Consider the following 20,614-nt stretch of genomic DNA (forward strand, 5'->3'; position numbering starts at 1 on the left):
GTCAGGGCGTAACGATATTGAAGAACAGTTCGAAGCTGTCGAGCCAGGTCACGAATTCGCCGAGCTTCTGGCTGTTGCCGTCCACCTTCGCCTTGCCCGCGATCACGAGGCTGTGCATCGTGGTGTCGCCCAGCATGATGTTGTTCAGGTCGTGGCGGCTCATGGTCAGCGATGCGTCGGCGGTGCCGGAGGTCCGGCCCTTCGAGTAGTGCAAGGCCGAATTCTCGACGCCGACGAGGTACTTGTCGTCCGTGTCCGTGAGCACGAGATTGAACGACAGCGACTTGCCGGCGGCCTTTTGCGCGTCGAGCCGGATGCCGAGGTAGTCGAGGAACATGTCGAGCGGCATGGCGCGGATCACGTCTGGGCTCTGCGGCGTGGCCGTGAGTTCCTTGTGAACGCCGTTGCGCAGCTCCATTGCGCCGGTCAGATAGATGTTGCGCCAGCTCGCCGCCTCGGATTGGTAACCCAATTGCTCGTAGGTGTCGGCCAGCAGGTGCTTTGCCGCAACGTTTTCCGGTTCCGCAAACACCACGTGGTTGACGACCTCGGCTACCCAGCGGTAATCGCCCTTGTCGAACGACGCCTGCGCCTTCTTCAGCACGGCGCTGGAGCCGCCCATGAATTCGACATAGCGCTTGCCGACCTCGACAGGCGGCAGACGGTGCAATTCGGCAGGCACGCCGTCGAAAAAGCCGAGACGCAGGTTGTACTGAGCGACGAGGTTGTGATACGTGGCGCCATAGTAGCCGCGGCAGTACCAGTGCTTCGAGAGGTTGTCCGGCAGATGCAGCATGTCGCCGATCTCGCGCGGCGTGTAGCCGCTGTTCGCGAGGCGCATGGTCTGGTCGTGCAGATAGCGGTACATGTCGCGCTGTGCGCTCACGAACGGCACGATGCGCTCGTTGCCCCACGTCGGCCAGTAGTGCGAGGCGAACAGGACTTCCATTTCGCCACCGAACATGTCGAGCGCCATTTGCAGATACTTCGACCAGAGCAGGGCGTCGCGCACCTTGGCGCCGCGCAGCGTGTACAGGTTGTGTTGCGTGTGCGTCGCATCCTCGGCCGCGCAGAATGCCTTGAACTTCGGTAGATAGAACATGAATTCCGTAGGCGCTTCGGATTCCGGCGCCATCAGCACGACGAGTTCAACGCCGTCGAGCACCAGTTTTTGTCCGGTTTTTTCCGCGTATTCGGCGGGGATCGCGAGCGTCATCGTGCCGGTGGAGCCGGTTTTGCCGAGGCCGGCGTCCACCACGCCGACCGCGCTGCGCGGCAGCAGGTTGCCGTACATGTAAAGCGCGCGGCGGCCCATGGCATTGCCCGCGATGATGTTCTCGCTCACGGCGGCCTCGACAAAGCCCGCCGGGGCGACGACCTGGACCTTGCCAGACTTCAGATCGTCGTCGCTCACGATGCCGCGGACGCCGCCGTAGTGATCCGCGTGGCTATGCGTGTAGATCACATGGGTGATGGGGTGATCGCCGAGATGCGGGACGACCAGGTTCTTCCACACGTACGACGAGACTTCGATCGTCACCAGCGGGTCGACGACGATAAAGCCCTTGTCGCCACGAATGATGCTCATGACCGAAAGGTCATAGCCGCGCACCTGCCAGATGCCTTCGGTGACCTTGAACAGTCCGTGATTCATGTTGAGCTTGGCGTTGCGCCAGAGGCTGGGGTTCACGGTGTTCGGCGCGTTGTTTTCCGGGCCGCCGGTGATGAACGCGAACTGCCCGAGGTTCCATGCATCCACCCCTTTGGGGCCCGGAATCTTCACCGGATCGGGCAGCTTGGCGACGAGTCCGCGGCTCGCGTCCTCGAAATCCTGCGTATGCGCGAAGGAGAGGAAATGCGCGTAGGCCGCGTTCGCGTCGAGCGTGGCGCGGGTGGGCGGCTTGGGGGCGATGCCCGTGGGGCTGGCCGGCGTTGCGGCGTCCGCGAAAGATTCACCCATCACCGTGCCGAGGCCCGTGGCCACGCCGGCTACGGCGACGTTCTTCAGGAACTTGCGGCGTGTGCCGGGATGCTCGCGCTCGTTGTTATCGGACATGAGAGATTCTCCAAGTTGCTGCTTTTGCCAGGTTGTCCTTGATTTTCACGAACGTCCTCACGTAAAGCTCTTGTGAGCGAGGATGCGCGGCGCGCACCCGCGTCGACGAAATGGAGTTCCGTGAAAATGATTGGTAAGGAAGAGGAAGCTGAATGGTCAAAAATGCTGATAAAGAATGAATCGCTTTGGCCTTCCTTCATGCGGTGTTATCAGGCGACGTCGGATCCCTATTTTTTCAATGAATCGAGAGACATTTTTCGGCAGAAAAAATACGAATATCGAAAGTCAAAGCTTTCCTCTGCCAGTTGATTTGACAGGCGTATTTAATCGCGGCCGTGCGCGAGTCAAAGCGGAGTATTGGCTAGGCCGTGCTCGATTATTCTATGCTAGACGGCGTGGGGCGCGCTGCGTCTATCCCTTAAGGAAGATATGCGATCCGTCAAAGAAATTTAAAAAATTGACTGTCTGACTGTGGGTGCGGTGTGAGCGAAATGTTCGCGACCTAAAAATGATTCGATATCTCATATGTCGGCGCAATGTGAATTGCGTCACGCGAGATCGTTTTTTTGTAAGTTGAAGTGATTTGAATCGTGAATAGGAAGAATCTTATTTTTATTATCGCTTGTTTGACGTCCAATTATTAATTGATTGAAACGTGGGGCGTGAGTGATCCCGGTAAAGTGCGCAGCACATTCGATTGTCAAACAAGCGCGCGGGCGCGCAACAGCGGCAACAGGCAGAGACCGGCCGCATTTCCGCAACCTCGAAGACGCCTATGAAAGATCAATATTGCGAACGACTTCATGAGTATCGCGAGCGCAAGCGTCGTCGATCGATGCCCGCCGGCCGCGACACATTTCGCTTGCCGCTGTGCGACCTCGTCGCACGAACGCTCTCGTGCCTCGCGGCCGCGGCGCTCGCCGGGTGCTCGGCGTCGCCCTCCATCAGCGTGATGGGCGCCTTCTTCCCCGACTGGATGTTCTGCGTGCTGGGCGCGCTGTTGATCGCGCTGGCCGTGCGCGGCGTGCTCATCCACGTGCAACGAGAGCGTCTCCTGGGGCCGCCGCTGCTGGCCTTTCCCGCGCTATGGCTGCTGTTTTCCCTGCTGATCTGGCTACTCCTCTTCAATTCCTGATATTCCTGACTATGACGGAGCGGGTTCATGGCTAGCACGCCGAATCAAACTTCAAGCAAGATCGTCCCGGCTGTGCTGGCGGTAGTGGTGCTCCTTGTGCTGGCCTATGTGCTCTGGCGAGTCGATACGTCGCCACGTACCGACGACGCCTACGCGTACGCCGACTCGATCGACGTGGTATCCGAAGTCAACGGGCGCATCGTCAACATGGCCGTGCGCGACAACCAGGCGGTCAAGCGCGGCGACGTGCTGTTCGCGATCGACCCGCGCCCCTTCGACGACGAACTGGCCCGCGCCAACGCCGCGCTCGCGGCGCTCGACAGCCAGATCACGCTGATGGAGCGAACCGTGAAGGCGCAGCAATATGGCGCCGACTCCGCGCACGCGGCGGTCGAGCGCGCGCGCGCCGCCGCCGCACAGTCGATCCAGACGCTCAAGCGCACCGAGCCGCTGCTCGCCAAAGGCTATGTCTCGGCCGAGGATGTGGACCGCGCACGCACGGCGCAGCGTGCTGCCGAGTCGGAGCTGGAGGCCGCGCGCCTGCAAGCGCAGCAGGCCTCGGCGGCCGTGACCGGCGTGGATGCGCTGGTCGCACAGCGCGACGTGGCGCGCGCGGAAATCGCGCTCGCGCAGTACCGTCTGGACATGGCGACGGTGCGCGCGCCCTTCGACGGCCGCGTGGTGTCGCTCAAGACAACGACCGGTCAGTTCGCCTCGCCGCTCAAGCCCGTTTTCACGCTCATCGACACGCGGCACTGGTACGTCGTCGCCAATTTTCGCGAGACGGAACTGAAGAACATTCGCGCGGGCACGCCGGCGAAGGTCTATTTGATGTCGGACACAGGGCAGCAGTTTCAGGGCCGCGTGGACTCCATCGGCTACGGCGTGCTGCCGGACGATGGCGGGCTCGTGCTCGAAGGCCTGCCGCGCGTGCAGCGCAGCCTGAACTGGGTGCGCGTGGCGCAGCGCTTTCCCGTGAAGATTCTCGTCGAGCGGCCGAATCCGGAGTTGTTCCGCGTGGGCGCTTCGGCCGTGGTCAAGCTCCAGCCTGGCGCGCGGGCGGCGCGCTGAGACGGGATGCTACCCATGAACGACACCTTTGCGCAACGCCTCGCGCACACCTTGCGCTGGTTTGCCGCCGAACTCGCGCCGTTTCCGGGGCGCGGTCAGTTCGCGCTGCGCCTCACGCTCGCTTCCGCCATCGCCATCGTGATCGGGGAGACGTTCCAGATTCCGTACACGGTGCTGTCGCTGGTCGCCGTCTTCTTCACGGCACAGGCAAATGTCGTCCTCACGCGCGTGATCTTCATCGTGCTGTCGCTCGCCGACTTCATCGCGGTGTGCGTGTTCGTCTTCCTCCTGAAGCTGACCTACGACTACGCGTTGCTGCGCATCATCGCGTCGGGCGTGCTGTTCTTCTGCTTCATGTTTTGCGTGCGCGTGTCGAAGGCCGGCCTCGTACTGCTCGGGCCGGCGCTCGTCGTGCTCTACGCACAGTCGTTCGTCGACCAGACCGGCCAGGCCGACTACCTCGTGCGCCAGGTGTTGTGGTCCGTGGGGGCCATCACGTATGGCAGCGTGCTCGCGCTGATCGTCAATACGGTGTTCGCGTCGACCAATCCGGTGCGACAGTTCGAGGGCGAAGCGCATCGCCAGCTTGGCCGCGCAGCCGCCCGGCTGGGTGCGCTGGCAGCGGGCGAGACCGCTGGGCCGCCGTTGTCGGGCGGCGAACTGCAACGGCAGTCCGCGGCGCTCCAGGGCTTCGCGACGTTCGCCAACATGGCCGACGCGAAAGATCCCGCGCGTCAGCAGTACCGGCAATGCTGCGTGGCTGCCGTGCTGCATGCGCAACATCTGTGCAACACACTACCCGCCGTGCTGCCGCACGCGACACCCGTGCTGCGCCGCGCACTCCAGCGGCTCCAGGCGCAATTGCTCGCGTTCGACGCGGCCATCGCCGCGCACACTTCGTTCCGCCCAGAGTGGACGCCCGACGCGCCGGAGCGCGCAGTGCTCGCCACACTCGCGCAGGCCGACGACCTCTACCGCACCCTGCAAGCACTGGCGCATTTCGACAGCGCCGCCGTGCCCGCGCAGAAGCCGCCCAGGCCACCGCTCGTGCCCCCCGACGTGTTCAGCAATCCCGCCTATGTGCGTTTCGCGGTGAAGGTGCTGATCTGCGGCCTCACGGGCTATTTCGTCTTCAACGTCCTGCAATGGCCGGGCATCCATACCATCCTCATCACGAGCGGCATGGTGGCGCTGCCGGGGCTCGGCACCTCGGTGCGGCAGATGACGCTGCGCTTCTACGGCGCGTTGCTGGGCAGCGTGAGCGCGTTGCTGGTGTTCGTGCTCGTCATGCCGTACATCGACACGATTTTCGGACTCCTGCTCGCCATGCTGCCCGTGATCGCGGCGGGCGCGTGGCTGACCGCTGGTTCCGAGCGGCTCGCCTACGTCGGCACCCAGGGCGCGGCGACCTTCGCGCTCGCGTTGCTCGAACACTTCGGTCCCAGCACCGACCTCACCGAGATTCGCGACCGCATGGTCGGCATTCTGCTTGGGGTGAGCATCTGCTGGGTGGTCTACGCGTTCATCTGGCCGGAAAGCGAAAGCGGCGACACGCGCGTGAAGCTCGCGGCGCTCGTGCGCGCGCTGGCGGAACTCGTGCGCTCGCCCGCCCGGCGCGACGACCCGCAGCAGCAGATCGCCTACGCGAAGCAGCACATGCAGTGCTGGGCGGCGCTCAACGCGTGCAGCATGGACCTCGAAAAAGTGCGCTACGAGCCGCGCTACAAGCGCGGCGCGCCCGCGCGGCTCGCAGCTCAGGCCGAGCGGCTGCTTGCCGTGAGCCGCGGCCTGCTGGTGAGGCAAGACCACGTTCACGGCGAGACGCTCGCCGAGCTCGATCCCGCGCAAGCACGCGTGACGACTGCGCCCGCGCTCGCCACGGCCGCACGGTTGCGCGACGAAACCGCCAGTCTGCTCGACATCTACGCAAAGCGCGTGGTCGAGCAGGGCGAGCCGCCCACGCGGGAGCAGGAGCAACTGCGCGCCCACGCCATGCAGATTGCCGGCCCGGCCGATACACCGCTGCTCGCGCACGTTCAACGCCTCGCGCTGGCGGCGGCGGACCTGCCCGGCTGGGAAACGGCCAACTCCACGACAACTGCCGGCGCGAGCGCGATTGCCACCGCTTCGCGGCCCACCGGAAATCTGCCCTGACATGAACAAGAAACACGTCTTCGCCACGGCCTGCCGCGTTGGTGTTCTGAGTGGCGTCCTTAGCGGCGTCCTGAGTCTGACGCCGGGTTGCGCGCTGATGCGCAACGACGCGCCCGTTCATGCGCAGATTCCGCCCGAGCGTATCCGGCTCGCGAGCGACATCCACCTGGCCCGCGACGGCTGGCCCGACGCGCAATGGTGGACGCGCTATGACGACCCGCAACTCGACGCGCTGATCGAGCGTGCGCTCAAGGGCTCGCCGACCCTTGCCGCCGCACAGTTGCGCGTGGCGCAATCGGGCTCGCAGGTCGATCTGCTCAGCGCGGGCTCCAATCTGCAAGTCTCGGCACTGGGCTTTCTCAACGAGCAGCATGTGTCGTCTAATGGCTTCCTTGGGCCCTATGCGCTGAACGCGCCGAAGCTGGGCTTCAGCGGCCCGTGGTACACGGAAGGGACCGTGGGCCTGTTCGCGGGACTCAACGTCGACATCTGGGGGCGGCAGCGCTCGCTTGTCGAGGCGGCTATCGGGGCGCGCAACGCGCGCGTTGCCGAGGAGGCAGCCGTGGAACTGGCCATTTCCACGGAGGTCGCGCAGCTTTACTTCAGCATGCAGGCCAGCTATCGGCTGCTCGACCTGTTGCGGCAAACGCGCGAGGTGCTCGCCTACGCCGTTCAGGCGCACGAGGGCAAGGCTGCGACCGGCCTCGAAGCGAGGGTGCCCATGCATGGCGCGCGCGGACAACTGCTGGGCGTGGACCGGCAGATCGCGGCGGCGCAGGGTCAGATCACGCAGACACGCGAGATGCTGCGTGCCGTGGACGGCGCGGGCGCGGACAGCCTGCCGGAGATCCGGCCCGTCGCGCTGCCGCAGGCGGCGGCTGGTCTGCCTGCTGTGCTTTCGTACCAGTTGCTGGCGCGCCGTCCCGACCTTCAGGCCATGCGCTGGTATGTGCAATCGTCGCTGAGCGAAGTACAGGCCGCCAAGGCCGCGTTTTATCCGAGCATCGACATCAAGGCGTTTTTCGGGCTCGACACCATCCAGCTCAGCAAGCTCTTTCGCGCCGCGAGCACGCAGTTCAACCTGATTCCGGGGCTCTATCTGCCGATTTTCGATGGCGGGCGCCTGAACGCGAACCTGGGCGGCGCGCGCGCCGCGAGCAATATCCTGATCGAGCAGTACAACCAGGCCGTGCTGGACGCGGTGCGCGACGTGGCCGTGAGCGGCAGCCGGCTGCAAACGCTCGACGAGGAGCGCGGCCTGCAAGCGGACAAGGTGGAAGCCGCGCGTTTCGCGCAGGAGGCGGCCGACGCCGCGTACCGGCGGGGCCTCGCCAGCCGCCTGAGCGCCGAGGAGGCGCGCCTGCCGTTGCTGGCGGAGCAGACCGCGCTGCTCCTGCTGGACGGCGAGCGACTGGGTCAGGACCTCATTCTGACCCGGGCGCTGGGCGGCGGGTACGAGGCGCAGGACGTGGCCCAGCTAGACGATGGCGCTCGCGACGCGCCGAAAACCCCTTGAATCCCGCGAACCCGCGCGCGGCCGGCATTCGCAGGCGCTGGCCGATCCGGTCGCACAGCAAGCCATACATCTCCGCGCGAGTGTCTTAGCACACCCACATGGCCCGCGCGTGTCGCCGCCAGGATTCGCGCGCTTGCCTGCAAAAGCGCCCATGTGGCATGCTGTGCGCCGATCAACCGGCCACGACGACCATGGATTTCGCTTCGTCCGTTGCAACGTATGGCGCCGACCTGTCGGGCCTGGTTTGCGGCTTTCGCTTCACGCCCGGCCAGCCCGGCCAGCCTGTCACGTGCGACGACGTGCTCGACGCGCTGCGTCGCCCCCTCGCCGAAGGCGAGCCGCCTTCAGCGAGCGCCGACACGTTCTACTGGCTCCACTTCAATCTCGCGCACGCCGCGGCGCAACCGTGGATGCGCGCGCATCTCGACCTGCCCGACGCGTTCTTCGAGATGCTCGTGGAAGGCTCGCACTCCACGCGCATCGAGCATGTGGACGGCGCATTGTTCGCCGTCGTCAACGACGTGATGTTCGATTTCGAGCTCTCTCCCTCGCAAATCGCCACGCTCTGGACGTACACGCACGAGCGCATTCTCGTGACGGCGCGCCTCAAGCCGCTGCGCTCCATCGACCGCCTGCGCGGCTATGTCCGCAACGGCGAGACGTTCCGCTCGCCCGCCGAACTGCTGATCCACCTGATGCGCGACCAGGCCGACCTGATGGTCGAGATCGTGCGCCGCACGAGCGTGGACGTCGATCGCGCCGAAGACCAGTTTCTCGCCTCCCGCCGTTTCGGCAGCCGCCACGATCTCGCGGCCATGCGGCGCATACTCGTGCGCCTGCAACGGATGCTCGCGCCCGAGCCCGGCTCGGTATTCCGGCTGCTGGCGCGCCCGCCGCGCTGGCTCCAGGCGCCCGACGTGCAGGACCTGCGCGAAGCGACCGAGGAGTTCTCGCTCGTTCTCGGCGACATGGCTGGGCTCGTCGAGCGCATCAAGCTGTTGCAGGAAGAAATAGGCGCACGGCTCGAAGAGCAGAACAACCGCACGCTGTTCACGCTGACGCTCGTTACCGTGCTCGCGCTGCCGATCAATATCGTGGCGGGTTTTTTCGGTATGAACGTGGGCGGCATTCCGCTCGCGGAAAACCGGCACGGCTTCTGGCTCATGGTGGTGGTGGTCGCCACCTTCACGGCGCTGCTCGGCTGGTGGGTGTTCCGCCGGCGCCGGGATTATTGAGGGGGCAGGGAAAGGCGCGGCACCGCCGCCGATGCACCATGCATGAGCGATATACTAGGTTTTCGTTCCTCCAGTGCGAGCGCACGCCATGACCGTTCCATCGTCGACGCCCGAGGCCGTTCCGCCCTCCCGCGAGGCCGAGCCTGCCTGCGCCGGGGGACGGGAGGCGGGGCGCACGGGCGCGGCACCGTTGCGCATGCAGCGACCTGATCAGGCGCCTGGCGCCGATCCTGGCGTCCACGCGGTTTCCGATCCTCAGCTCGAAGGCTTGCTGCGCCTCGTCGCGGCGCATTTCGGCGTGGCCGCGGCCTGCGTGGTGCCGGGCGGCGCGCCCGCCACGCGCGCGGGCGTGGACGACGCGCTTTGTGAAGCCCTGCGCACGCTCGCGCATGAGGGGGCCGCGAGCGAGGCGCGCGAGCCGCTCGTGGTGCCCGATATCACCGAAGACCCCGCCTGGCGCAGCGCGCTCGCGCATGCGTATGAACTGCCGTTTCGCTTCGTTGCCGCGTGGCCCTTGCATGGTGCGCAGGGCGAGCACGTGGGCAGCCTTTGCCTGATCGATCCGCAGCCGCGCGAGCTGGATGCCGCCGGGCGCGCAAGTCTCGACGACTTTGCGCGCGTGGCGGCGGCGCTGGCGGCGCGCTCTTCGCCTCGCGCGAGTCGCGGCATCGAAGCCGCCGCCGAAGCTGCCACTGAAGACGAAGACTCCGCTGAAAGCGTGGACGCATTGCGCGCGCAACTCGAAGCGCTGTGCGAACGCGAACGTCTCCTCACGCACGCCATCGCGGGCAGCGGCACGGGGGTCTGGGACCGCGACGTGGTGACGGGCGATATCCGCTATTCGCCGGGCTGGAAGGCCATTCTCGGCTACGCGGAGGACGAGCTGACGAGCCGCATCGAGGACAGCTATCAGCGTTTGCATCCCGACGACCTCGAATACGTGAAGGCCGCGATGCAGGCGCATTTCGAAGGGCGCACGCCGAGCTACGAGGTGGAGCACCGTATCCGTTGCAAGGACGGCCGCTACAAATGGATCTGTAGCCGCGGCAAGGTCATGAGCCGCGACGCACAGGGGCGAGCGCTGCGCATGATCGGCACGACCACGGACATCTCCTCGATGCGCGAGATGGCCGAGCGCCTGCGCGAGAGCGCGACGCTCGTCACGAACCTCACGAACGAGGTGCCGGGACTCGTGTTCCAGCGCCGCCAGTTGCCCGATGGCCGCGCGTGGCTCTCCTACGCGAGCGCGGGCATCGCGGAGATCTACGAGCTCACGCCCGAGCAGGCTGCGCATGACGCGGCGTGCGTGGACGCGCTGATCCACCCCGACGACCTCGACGCGTGGCACGCCTCGTTCGAGACATCGGCGGCGAAGCTCACGCCGTGGCATCTGGAATTTCGCGTGCAACTGCCGCAACAGGGTTTGCGCTGGCGTCAGGGCGACGCGCGGCCGCAGCGCCTCGTTGACGGCGCAACGGTCTGGCACGGCGTTATCACCGACGTCACCGAGCGCAAGCGCGTCGAAGCCGAACTCCAGGAGTTCGCGAGCACCGACAGCCTCACGCGGCTGCCCAACCGCCGCCATTTCATGACGCGCATCGAGGCGCAGCTCGCGCAGGTGCGGCGCGGCGGCGTGGGGGCGGCGGTCATGATGTGCGATCTCGATCACTTCAAGTCGATCAACGACCGCTGGGGCCACGCGATCGGCGACGACGTGCTGCGCCATTTCGCCGAAATCCTGCGCACGCAGTTGCGCGCGGGCGATCTGGCGGGCCGCATCGGTGGCGAGGAATTCGCAGTCCTGCTCGGCGCCGCCGATCTCGACGGTGCGTTGAGCGTGGCGCGGCGCATTCAGGAGCGCTTCGCCGGCCAGCCGCTTGCCGCCGAAGGCGTGGCGATCGTGCTCACCGTGAGCATCGGCATCACCATCATGCACGCCGCCGACCCGAGCGCCGAAGCCGCGCTCACGCGCAGCGACTTTGCGCTGTACCGCGCGAAGAAGGGCGGCCGCAATCGTATCGAATGCGCATAACGGGCAGGCACGTTAGCTGACGTTGCCGCGCGCGTGGGGCACCGCGCGCGCCCGGCCTTCACGCCTTGGTGTATGTTGGCGTCATACCGTCGTAGCCATCCAGGGCGGCCGGACTGCTTCGCGCGTGCATGGCGCATCATGCGACGGCCCTCGCGCGACGCGCGGGCGCACAACACCGGCTTCCCGAACTCCCAGCGCCTCGGCGGATCTGGTGAGGAGGACGCCTTGCCCGAAGTGTCGCCGGATGTGGCGCAGGATATGACGTCGGATGTGCCGGCCAGCGTTCGCGCGGCCTGCGCGCGCGCCTCGCGGGTGCTTGCCTTGATCGTCGTCGCTGCGTTGCCGCTCCTGCTGTGCGTGGCGCTCGGGCGTTATGAGGCGCAGCGCATCGCACGGCGCGAGGCGAACCTCGCTTCGACGTTCATCGTCGGGCAAATCGTTTCGATCGTCGAGACTGCGCAAGGTGCGGCCTATGCGTTCACAACGCGCGCGGCGCAGCCGTGCGACGAGTTATCGGCCGATCTCACGCTCAAGGCCGCCACCGTGCCCTACGTGCGCACGCTCAACATCGCGTACAACGGCCGGATCGAATGCTCGTCCGCGCTTGGGCAGCGGTCGGTTTCCGTCAACGCCTTGATCGACGGTCATCTGCCTTCGGTGCAGGGCGAGTGGCTCATGCTCGTGAACAACACCTCGATGGTGCGCAACCGTCCCTCGCTGCTGGTTGGCGTGCCGGGCGAGCAGGGTCGCTTCGTGGTCGTGGCGGTCGACGTGCAATATCTGCTCGATCTCTTGCACGGCGCGGCACCGCTCTCGGTGTTTCGCCAGGCCGAGCTGAACGTGGGCGCAGGCGCGGTGCTGCGTGAAGCGCAGGCGCTCGTGCACGTGCGCGACGCACCGCTGCTGGCCGACGTGAAAAAGCAGATGTCGGGCGCGACGATCGAACTGCGCATTTACGGACTGCCCGAGCGCATTCGCGAAACGTGGGGCGGCCTGCTCGTGCGCTACATGCCTTGGGCAGTCGCGCTTTCCGCGCTGCTCGTATGGCTCGTGCGCCGGCTGCAAAAGAGCGGGCAATCGCGCCGAGACCAGTTGCTGCGCGCCATACGCGCGAGAGAATTCCACGTGGAATATCAACCGCTTTACGGCGTGGCCGAGGGCCGCTGCGACGGCGTCGAGGCGTTGCTGCGCTGGGTGCGGCCGGGCATAGGCGAAGTGCGTCCCGACGAATTCATCCAGGCCGCCGAAGAGGAGCACGTGATCGTGCCGCTCACGCAGCATCTGCTCAAGCTCATTGTTCGCGATGTCGCCACATGGGACGTCGCGCCCGGCTTTCATCTCAGCGTAAATTTCGCGCCCGAGCACCTGTCGGGCGACGCGCTCGTGAGTGACGTGCGTGCGCTGTGCGCCGCCGTGAAGCCGCGCGGCGTGCGGATCGTGCTGGAAGTCACCGAGCGCACGCTGGTGCGCAACACCGAGCAGGCGCGCCACAATGTGGAGGCATTGCGCGGCGACGGCGTGCAGATCGCCATCGACGACTTCGGTACGGGCTTTTGCTCGCTCTCCTATCTGGAGAAGTTTCCCTTCGATATCCTGAAGATCGACCGCGGCTTCGTGCTGACCATCGAACCGGAAGGGCACCGCTCGGTGGTGCTCGACTGTATCGTCGATCTCGCGCACAGCCTGGGCGCCAAGCTCGTGGCCGAAGGCGTGGAGACGCAGACGCATCTCGACTACCTGTGCGCGCGCGGCGTCACGTGGATTCAGGGCTTTGTCTACGCGAAGCCGATGCCGTCCGAGGCGTTCGTGCGCTGGTATCGCGCGAACGGCGCGCGCATGTCGCCAGGCACATCGGGTACGCCGGTCACGGCCGGCACGCCATGACGCCATGACGCGAGGACGTGCGCCGCCGCTTTCCCGCCGGCGTGATTTGCTTAGCGCGAAACATCGGTTCTGCTAAAGCGGATGGCCCGGTAGCATCCTCGCTTCGATCGCCGCGCCCTCTGCGCGCGCCCCATGCCAGAACGGAACCGCTGAAGATGACTCGCCCCACGCCTCAATCCCGCCGCCATTTCCTCGCTACCCTGGGCGCGACGCTCGCCGGCGCGGCGTTGCCCGGCATGGCCTGGGCGAAATTCCAGCCGGACCAGTTCCGCATTGGCTACCAGAAAGCCGCGAGCACGCTCGTGCTGCTCAAGGCGAGTGGTTCGCTCGAAACGCGCCTCGCGCCGCTCGGCATCAAGGTGTCGTGGACCGAATTTCCGGCCGGACCGCAGTTGCTCGAAGGCCTGAACGTGGGCGCGATCGACTTCGGCTACGTGGGCGAAGCGCCTCCGGTGTTCGCGCAGGCGGCCGGCGCGGACTTCGTCTATACGGCCTATGAATTGCCCACGCCGCACGCCGAAGGCGTGGTGGTCGCGAAAAATTCGCCGATACGCGACGTCGCGGGCCTCAAGGGCAAGAAGATCGGCTTGAATCGCGGCTCGGACGTGCACTGGTTCCTCGTCGCACTGCTGCAAAAGCACGGGCTTTCGATCGGCGACGTCCAGCCTGTGTACCTCGCGCCCGCCGACGCACGCGCGGCGCTGCAAAGCGGCGCCATCGACGCCTGGGCGATCTGGGACCCGTTTCTCGCCGCCGTGGAATCGCAGGACGGCGCGCGCCTCATCGCCGACGCGAGCGGCGTGGCGAGCCATCATCAATTCTTCCTGAGCCAGCGCGAGTTCGCGCAGAAGAGCAAGAACGCACTGGCGATCGCGCTCGACGAACTCGGCAAAACGGGGCAGTGGGTGCGCGCCAACACGGCGCAGGCGGCGGCGAAGCTCGCGCCGATCCAGGGGCTCGACGCGGTGACGATCCAGACCGGTCTCACGCATTACGCGCACGAGTACCGGCCCATCGATGCCGCCGTGATCGCGCAGCAGCAGAAGATCGCGGACACGTTCTATGACCTGAAGATCATTCCGCGCCGCGTGGTGACGAAGGACGCCGTGCTCGCATAACCGTGCGAGCACGGGTGCTCCGTGCCCAGGCAAACCTGCTGCCTGGTGCTTAGTGCGGTGACGACCAGCCCTTGTAGCTGCCGACGTTGTCGCGCGTGACGAGTTGCGGCGCCATCTCGATCATCGGGTTGGCGGGCTTCTTGCCGTTCATGATCTCGTAGCCCACCTGCACGGCCGTTTGCGCCATCTTCCACGGGTCCTGGCTCGCCGAGGCCTGCACCAGCGTATCGGTCTTGAGCGCCGTTTCGATATCGGGCGCGCCGTCCACCGACGTAATCACGATGTTGCTGCGATGCAGTTGCTTCGCGGCCAGGTCGCTGCCAATCGCCTGCGGATCGTTGATGGTGAACACACCGGCAATCTTCGGGAAGCGGGTGAGGTAGCCCTGCATCACGTTCATGCCGCCTTCGCGCGAGCCCTTGCCGTCCTGGTCGTCGGAGAGGATCTTGATGCCGGGCGTCTTGGCGAGCACCTGCTTGCAGCCGTTCACACGGTCGATCACGGCGGAGACCTGCGGCCCGTTCTGGATGATCACGTTGCCGGTGTTGTTGATTTTCTTCGCGAGGTATTCGCACGAAATCGCACCGGCCTTCACGTTGTCGGTCTGCACGGTGGCGTTCGCGCCCGAGGCGGCGACGTCCACGGCCATGACCACGATACCGGCCGCCTGGGCCTTTTTCACCGCGGGTTCGATCGCCTTCGGATCGGTCGCGTTCAGGAGGATCATGTCCACGTGCGCCGAAATGAAGTTGTCGATCTGCGTGAACTGCTTGTTGAGGTCATAGTCGGCGGATACGGCCGTGACCTTCGCGTTCGGGTTGATCTGTTTCGCTTTGGCTTCCGCACCCTGCACGATCGTCACGAAGTACGGGTTGCCGAGCGAACCCACGGTAATGCCGATCGACTTGAGCTGCTTGTCGGCGGCGTGCGCGCCTTGCAGCGCGAATCCGAACGTGAGCGCGGCAGCGGCGAGAACGGCTTTCTTCTTGAACATGAGGTTGTCTCCTGAGGGGTCCTGTCTGGGTACTTTCCCGGCGAGCGCAGGAGGACCGCCTGCGCTCGCGCTGGTTGCCAAATATCCGTAACCGGCTTACGTACGCGCCGAGCCACGCTGGCGGTAGCGGTCGAGCGCCACGGCGCCGACGATCACGAGGCCCTTGATGATGTACTGCCAGATGTCGGACACGCCGAGCAGCACGAGGCCATTGGTCAGGACTGCGATGATGAGCGCGCCGATCAGCGTGCCGACGATCGAGCCCACGCCGCCCACGAAGCTCGTGCCGCCCAGAATGACTGCGGCGATGGCATCGAGTTCATACGATTGGCCCAGTTGCAGGCCGTTGGCCGCGTAGAGACGGGCCGCCGACATCACCGCACCGAGACCCGCGAGCAGGCCCGACACGGCATAGACGAACATCTCGATGCCCCACACCTTGATGCCCGAGAGGCGTGCCGCTTCCGGGTTGCCGCCCACCGAGTAGATGCGCAGGCCGAGGACCGTGCGGCGCAGCACGAACCACGAGCCGGCCACCACCACGAGCGCGATGATCACGAGCCAGGGCACGCCGAGCACCGTGCCGTTGCCGATGAACGCGAAGGACAGTTGCGGGTTGAAGATCGTCGTGTCGTGGCCCATGAGGCGGGCGATGCCGCGCACCGCCGTGAGTGAGCCGAGCGTGACGATGAACGGCGGCAGGCGCAGGAGCGCGATGAGCGCGCCGTTGATGAGACCGAAGCCGAGGCCCACCGCGAGCGCCATGGGCACGCCGAGCCAGCCCCAGCCCACGATATTCGAGCCGATCATCGCGGCCATGGCCGCGGCGGCCAGCACCGAGCCCACCGAGAGGTCGATGCCACCCGTGAGAATCACGAAAGTCATGCCGGCGGCGAGCACGATGTTGATCGACGCCTGCTGCGTGACGATCGACAGGTTCTCCAGCGTGAAGAAGCCGTCGTTGAGCAGGCCGAAGCCGATGCACAGCAGCACCAGCACCGGCAGCATGCCGGCCGTGCGCACGAGCGACTTCATGCGCTGGCGGTGGCCGTCAACCGCAACGCTGCGGGTCGCCTGCGCGGGCTGGGTGGACTGCGTGGGCGAGGCCGCGACACCGTGCCGGGGAAGGATGCTTTTCATGTCGTACTCCTGAGGGATGCTTTCAGCGTATGCGGTAAGGGTCAAGCGGCTTCGTCGAGCGGATGCTGCGAGCCGGTGGCGAGTTCGATGATCGCTTCCTGGGTAATGGGCTTGCCGGTATAACCGCCAAGCTCGCCCGCGAACACGCCTTCGCGCATGACGAGCACGCGGTCGGCCACGCCGATGATTTCGGGCAGCTCGCTCGAAATCACGATGATGCCCACGCCGGTCCTGGCGAGGTCGTTGATGATGCGATAGATCTCCGACTTCGCGCCGATATCGACGCCACGTGTGGGCTCGTCGAGAATCAGCACGCGCGGGTGCGTTTCCAGCAGGCGCGAAAGCAGCACCTTCTGCTGATTGCCGCCGGAAAGGGCGCCCACGTTCACACGCGAATTCGGCACCCGGATGGAGAGCGATCGGATGGCTTCCTTCGCGCGCTCGCTGCCGCGAGCGAGGTCGAGCACGCCCATGCGCGCGTCGCGCCCGGCCACGGCCACGTTGATGTTGTCGCGCACGCTCATGTCGAGAAAGAGGCCTTGATGCTTGCGGTCCTCGGTCAGGTAGACGAGACCGGCATTGATCGCGTCGCGCGGCGTGTGCACATGGAGTGTCTTGCCGTCGATGGCGATCTCGCCGCGCACGCGCGGCTCCGCGCCGAAGATGAGGCGCGCAAGCTCGGTGCGCCCTGCGCCAACGAGGCCCGCAATGCCGAGCACTTCGCCCGAGTGCAGGTCGAGGCTGCAACCGCGCACGCGCTTGTCGTCGGCCACGTCGCGCACGGTGAGCACGGCCTTGCCCGGATCGTACGGGGCGTGCGCCTTTTTGTAGAAGCCCGAAATATCGCGGCCGACCATCATGCTCACGAGGCTTTCCGCATTGAGCGCGTCGCGCATGAGCGTGCCCACGTAGCTGCCGTCGCGCAGCACGGAAACGCGGTCGGACAGTTCATACACTTCGGCCATGCGGTGGCTGATGTAAATGATCGCCAGCCCATCGTCGCGCAACTGGTTGATGAGCTTGAACAGGCGCTCCGTTTCACGCGAGGAAAGCGGCGTGGTGGGCTCGTCCATCACGATGATGCGTGCGTCGCTATGCACGGCGCGCGCGATCTCCACGAGCTGGCGCTCCGCGATGGAGAGCGAGCCGACCAGCGTGGTGGGCCCGAACGTCGCGCCAAGGCGCTTGAGCACGTCTTCGCTGCCGCGCTCCATGGCGCGGCGGTCGACCGTGGCGAAGCGGCGGCCGCCCTTGCGCAGCTCGCGGCCCGCGTGAATGTTCTCGGCTACCGAGAGATTCGGCGCGAGGCTCAGCTCCTGATAGATCACGGCCACGCCCAACTCGCGCGCCGCATGCGGGCCGTCGATCACGACCGGCTTGCCCTCGATGAGAATCTCGCCGCCGGGGTCGGCCTGATAGGCGCCCGAGAGGATCTTCATGAGCGTGGACTTGCCCGCGCCGTTTTCGCCCATGAGCGAGTGGACCTCGCCGGGAAACACGGTGAGGCGCACGTTGTCGAGCGCTCGCACGCCGGGGAAGGTCTTGGTGATGCCCCGCATTTCCAGCAGCGGGGGCGTGGACTCAGAGGGCGACATGGCTCTCCTCCTGCGCTTGTGCGTAAGTTTGTGCGCCGGCGCCCATGAGGATGCCCGCGCGCGGCGAAAAATTGAAGAACATGGGCAGCGTGGCCGCGCCAAGCGCGCCCGCATCGGGACCGAAGGTGCCGCGCACGAGCGCGGGCGTGCCGCGCGCCTCGGGCGCGGTGGCCGCCACGGCGATGCGCAGGCGCTGCATGAGTGTGTCGATGAGGCCCGCGTCCACGTCGGCGTCGAGCACCACGGCCGGCACGTCGAGCACGCAGAACGCGGAGCGCAGCGCGGGGGCGAGCGCGTCGATGCAGTCGTCCAGCCATTCCTGCACGCCGGGGTGGCCGCGCGCGATGCACGCTTCGAGATCGGCGCGGCTGTCGATCGTCTCGCCGCAATACTGCAAGTGGCGGCGCAGCGCGATGAGCGAGGCGCGCGAGAGCAGGATGTCCCACTGGCCCGCCGGCTTGTGCGCGGAGGGCAGGCGGCTTGGCGGCACGGGCATCACTGCGAAGTCGCCCGCATTGCCGGTGAGGCCGCGCACGCAGTCGCCGTCGATGGCGATGCCGCCGCCAATGGCCGGGCCGAGAAAGAGGTAGAGGAAGTCGTCGCGCTGGCGTCCGCAGCCGTAGAAAATTTCGGCGATGGCGGCCGCGTTGCCGTCGTTTTCGCTGAACACGGGCAGCGCCGTGGCGCGCGCGAGTTCGCCCGCGAAATCGACATCGTTCCACACGCGGAAGGTGTCGGCGGGCAGGCCCAGTTCGCGCAGCCAGCTACCGAGGTTGTACGGCTGCGCAACGCCGATTCCGGCCAGGCGGCTGCGTTCCTCGCTCGTAAGGAGGCCTAACAGCTCGGCGATGTCGCGCTGCACGATTTCCTGCGCTTCGGACGGTTGCGGCAACAGCATGTCGCGCGAACGGCGCTCGATCATCTGGCCCGCGAAGTTCACGAGCACCGTTTCGATGTTGGTCCGGTCGAGCCGCACGCCGATGGCGAACGCGCCGCGCGGCGCGAGCCGCAGGAGCGAGGCGGGCTGACCGCGCTGGCCGTCGCGGCGGCCGCTCACCTCGATCAGGCCGTTGGCCGTGAGCGACGTGATGATGCTGCCCACCGCCGTGCTCGTGAGATTCGCGAGACGCGCGAGATCGGCCTTCGACGCCTCGCCCGCCCGACGCAACGCCTGAAGCAGCAGGCGCTCGTTGAAGCGGCGGACGTTGGCGGAATTGCTGCCCTGACCGACATGCGGACTTCTCACTGTCTCCTCCAGAAAGAGGGGTCGGCGTTGGATGAACTGCGGTGCCGACTAAATAAATCAAGTTGATTTATTTAATGCCAGAAATCGGGGGCTGTCAGCCTGGGGAAATCCCGTTGAGGGTAGTAGGGCGCGATGAGGCGCACGCAAGCGTTGCGTGCCCCGATGCAAAAGCTTAGGAGACTTTTGCGACTATGGGGAGCAAGCGCGAAAACAAGCAGGGAGCGAGCAGAGGGCGTGCCCGCCCGCGCATGTGTGAGCCATGCGCGGGCGAGTGTAAGGAGGGCGCGGGAGAGGTGTTACGAACGTGCTTCGGTCGTCGCGCGGCAAGCGAACCACCGGCGCGGCGCCTTGCCATCCGTCGCGTCTTCGCTTTGCGCAACCTCACGCCACCAGCGCTCGCCGCGATGCGGCTCATCGAGATCGAGCCGCTCGCCCATACGGGGCGTGGAGAGCGTCACCCCGCGCGCAAGCGCAAGGCCGGTCACGCGCTCGAACGGGTCCTGCCAGCGGTGCATCGCGAGGTCGAACGTGCCGTTGTGAATCGGCACGAGCCAGTTGCCGCGCAAGTCCACGTGCGCCTGCACCGTTTCCTCGGGCTGCATGTGCACGTACGGCCACTGCGGGTCGTACGCACCGGTTTCGATGAAGGTCGCATCGAACGGACCGAGCTTTTCGCCAATCGTGCGAAAGCCGTCGAAGTAGCCCGTGTCGCCGCTGAAAAACACGCGCAGGTCGCCATCGGCGATCACCCACGAGGCCCACAGCGTGCTGTTGCCGTCGAACAGGCTGCGCCCCGAGAAGTGCTGCGCGGGCGTGGCCGTGAATTCGACGCCTTCCACGTTCGTGCCTTGCCACCAGTCGAACTGGCGCACCTTCGCGCCTTCGATGCCCCATTCGATCAGCCGGTCGCCCACGCCGAGCGGCGTGAGAAATACGCCGGTTTGCGCGGCGAGCGCGAGCACGGTTTCCCGGTCGAGATGGTCGTAGTGGTCGTGCGAGAGGATCACGCCGCGCAACGGCGGCAGGTCGGCAAGCGCAATGGGCGGCGCGTGGAAGCGCTTCGGTCCGAGGCTGCGAAACGGCGAGGCGCGCTCCGCGAACACGGGGTCGGTGATCCAGAACTCGCCGCGCAGCTTGAACAGCAACGTGGAGTGGCCGAGGCGGTAGACGCTGCGGTCGGGCGCGGCTTCGAGCTGCGCGCGCGTGAGCGGTTCTACGGGCAGCGCGCCGGCCGGCATCGTGCCGCTCGGCTTGTGGAAGATCATGTTCCACATGATCCTCAGCGTTTTGCCGAGGCCTTCGGCCGGACGCGGGCGCACGTTGCGAAAGCGCTCGCCGTCGTGCTGCGGCGAAGTGTGCGAGAGCGCGCGCCCGCGTTGTGCGGTGCTCAGGCCCAGGGTACGGCTCAGCGATGCGAAAGGCGAGGTCATGGCGGCGG

The 20,614-nt window shown here is 66.1% G+C and carries 14 protein-coding genes; 8 read left to right on the plus strand and 6 right to left on the minus strand.

Annotated elements, in window-relative coordinates; translation table 11 throughout:
• Position 1 precedes the first annotated feature (1 nt).
• Positions 2 to 2,056, minus strand: coding sequence for an alkyl/aryl-sulfatase (locus tag C7401_RS38115; RefSeq protein ID WP_112177214.1), 2,055 nt, complete (start codon positions 2,054 to 2,056; stop codon positions 2 to 4).
• Positions 2,057 to 2,831: 775 nt separating this feature from the next.
• Between C7401_RS38115 and C7401_RS38120 the strand changes: the two genes are divergently transcribed.
• From C7401_RS38120 to C7401_RS38155, 8 genes are all read left to right on the plus strand, one after another.
• Positions 2,832 to 3,191, plus strand: coding sequence for a YtcA family lipoprotein (locus tag C7401_RS38120; RefSeq protein WP_258397384.1), 360 nt, complete (start codon positions 2,832 to 2,834; stop codon positions 3,189 to 3,191).
• Positions 3,192 to 3,218: 27 nt separating this feature from the next.
• Positions 3,219 to 4,262 carry a multidrug transporter subunit MdtN gene (mdtN, locus tag C7401_RS38125; RefSeq protein WP_112177215.1) on the plus strand — a complete coding sequence of 348 codons (1,044 nt, stop codon included), beginning with the start codon at positions 3,219 to 3,221 and terminating at the stop codon, positions 4,260 to 4,262.
• Positions 4,263 to 4,277: 15 nt separating this feature from the next.
• Positions 4,278 to 6,416 (plus strand): FUSC family protein, encoded by a 2,139-nt coding sequence (locus tag C7401_RS38130; protein WP_181565800.1) that lies wholly within the window; start codon positions 4,278 to 4,280, stop codon positions 6,414 to 6,416.
• A gap of 1 nt (position 6,417) precedes the next feature.
• Positions 6,418 to 7,932, plus strand: a complete 1,515-nt coding sequence (locus tag C7401_RS38135; RefSeq protein ID WP_112177217.1) for an MdtP family multidrug efflux transporter outer membrane subunit — start codon at positions 6,418 to 6,420, stop codon at positions 7,930 to 7,932.
• A 158-nt stretch (positions 7,933 to 8,090) separates the two neighbouring features.
• Complete coding sequence (locus C7401_RS38140; protein ID WP_372460375.1) at positions 8,091 to 9,167, plus strand: transporter; 1,077 nt, start codon at positions 8,091 to 8,093, stop codon at positions 9,165 to 9,167.
• A gap of 196 nt (positions 9,168 to 9,363) precedes the next feature.
• Positions 9,364 to 11,199 carry a sensor domain-containing diguanylate cyclase gene (locus tag C7401_RS38145; protein WP_112177218.1) on the plus strand — a complete coding sequence of 612 codons (1,836 nt, stop codon included), beginning with the start codon at positions 9,364 to 9,366 and terminating at the stop codon, positions 11,197 to 11,199.
• A 138-nt stretch (positions 11,200 to 11,337) separates the two neighbouring features.
• Positions 11,338 to 13,083 carry an EAL domain-containing protein gene (locus C7401_RS38150; RefSeq protein ID WP_181565801.1) on the plus strand — a complete coding sequence of 582 codons (1,746 nt, stop codon included), beginning with the start codon at positions 11,338 to 11,340 and terminating at the stop codon, positions 13,081 to 13,083.
• 155 nt (positions 13,084 to 13,238) lie between these two features.
• Positions 13,239 to 14,201, plus strand: coding sequence for a sulfonate ABC transporter substrate-binding protein (locus tag C7401_RS38155; RefSeq protein WP_112177220.1), 963 nt, complete (start codon positions 13,239 to 13,241; stop codon positions 14,199 to 14,201).
• 49 nt (positions 14,202 to 14,250) lie between these two features.
• On the opposite strand, the gene C7401_RS38160 is transcribed toward C7401_RS38155, so the two are convergent.
• The 5 genes from C7401_RS38160 to C7401_RS38180 form a co-directional block, all read right to left on the minus strand.
• Positions 14,251 to 15,195 carry an ABC transporter substrate-binding protein gene (locus tag C7401_RS38160; protein WP_112177221.1) on the minus strand — a complete coding sequence of 315 codons (945 nt, stop codon included), beginning with the start codon at positions 15,193 to 15,195 and terminating at the stop codon, positions 14,251 to 14,253.
• Between the two features lie 96 nt (positions 15,196 to 15,291).
• Positions 15,292 to 16,335 (minus strand): ABC transporter permease subunit, encoded by a 1,044-nt coding sequence (locus C7401_RS38165; protein WP_112177222.1) that lies wholly within the window; start codon positions 16,333 to 16,335, stop codon positions 15,292 to 15,294.
• Positions 16,336 to 16,376: 41 nt separating this feature from the next.
• Positions 16,377 to 17,930: a sugar ABC transporter ATP-binding protein gene (locus C7401_RS38170; protein WP_112177223.1), complete on the minus strand. Its 1,554-nt coding sequence runs from the start codon at positions 17,928 to 17,930 to the stop codon at positions 16,377 to 16,379.
• Complete coding sequence (locus C7401_RS38175; protein WP_112177224.1) at positions 17,917 to 19,176, minus strand: ROK family transcriptional regulator; 1,260 nt, start codon at positions 19,174 to 19,176, stop codon at positions 17,917 to 17,919. Before C7401_RS38175 ends, C7401_RS38170 begins: the two co-directional genes overlap by 14 nt.
• A gap of 296 nt (positions 19,177 to 19,472) precedes the next feature.
• Positions 19,473 to 20,606, minus strand: coding sequence for an MBL fold metallo-hydrolase (locus C7401_RS38180; protein ID WP_112177225.1), 1,134 nt, complete (start codon positions 20,604 to 20,606; stop codon positions 19,473 to 19,475).
• Between the last annotated feature and the right edge of the window lie 8 nt (positions 20,607 to 20,614).

This window comes from Paraburkholderia unamae, assembly GCF_003268775.1.
GTDB classification, from domain to species: Bacteria; Pseudomonadota; Gammaproteobacteria; order Burkholderiales; family Burkholderiaceae; genus Paraburkholderia; species Paraburkholderia unamae.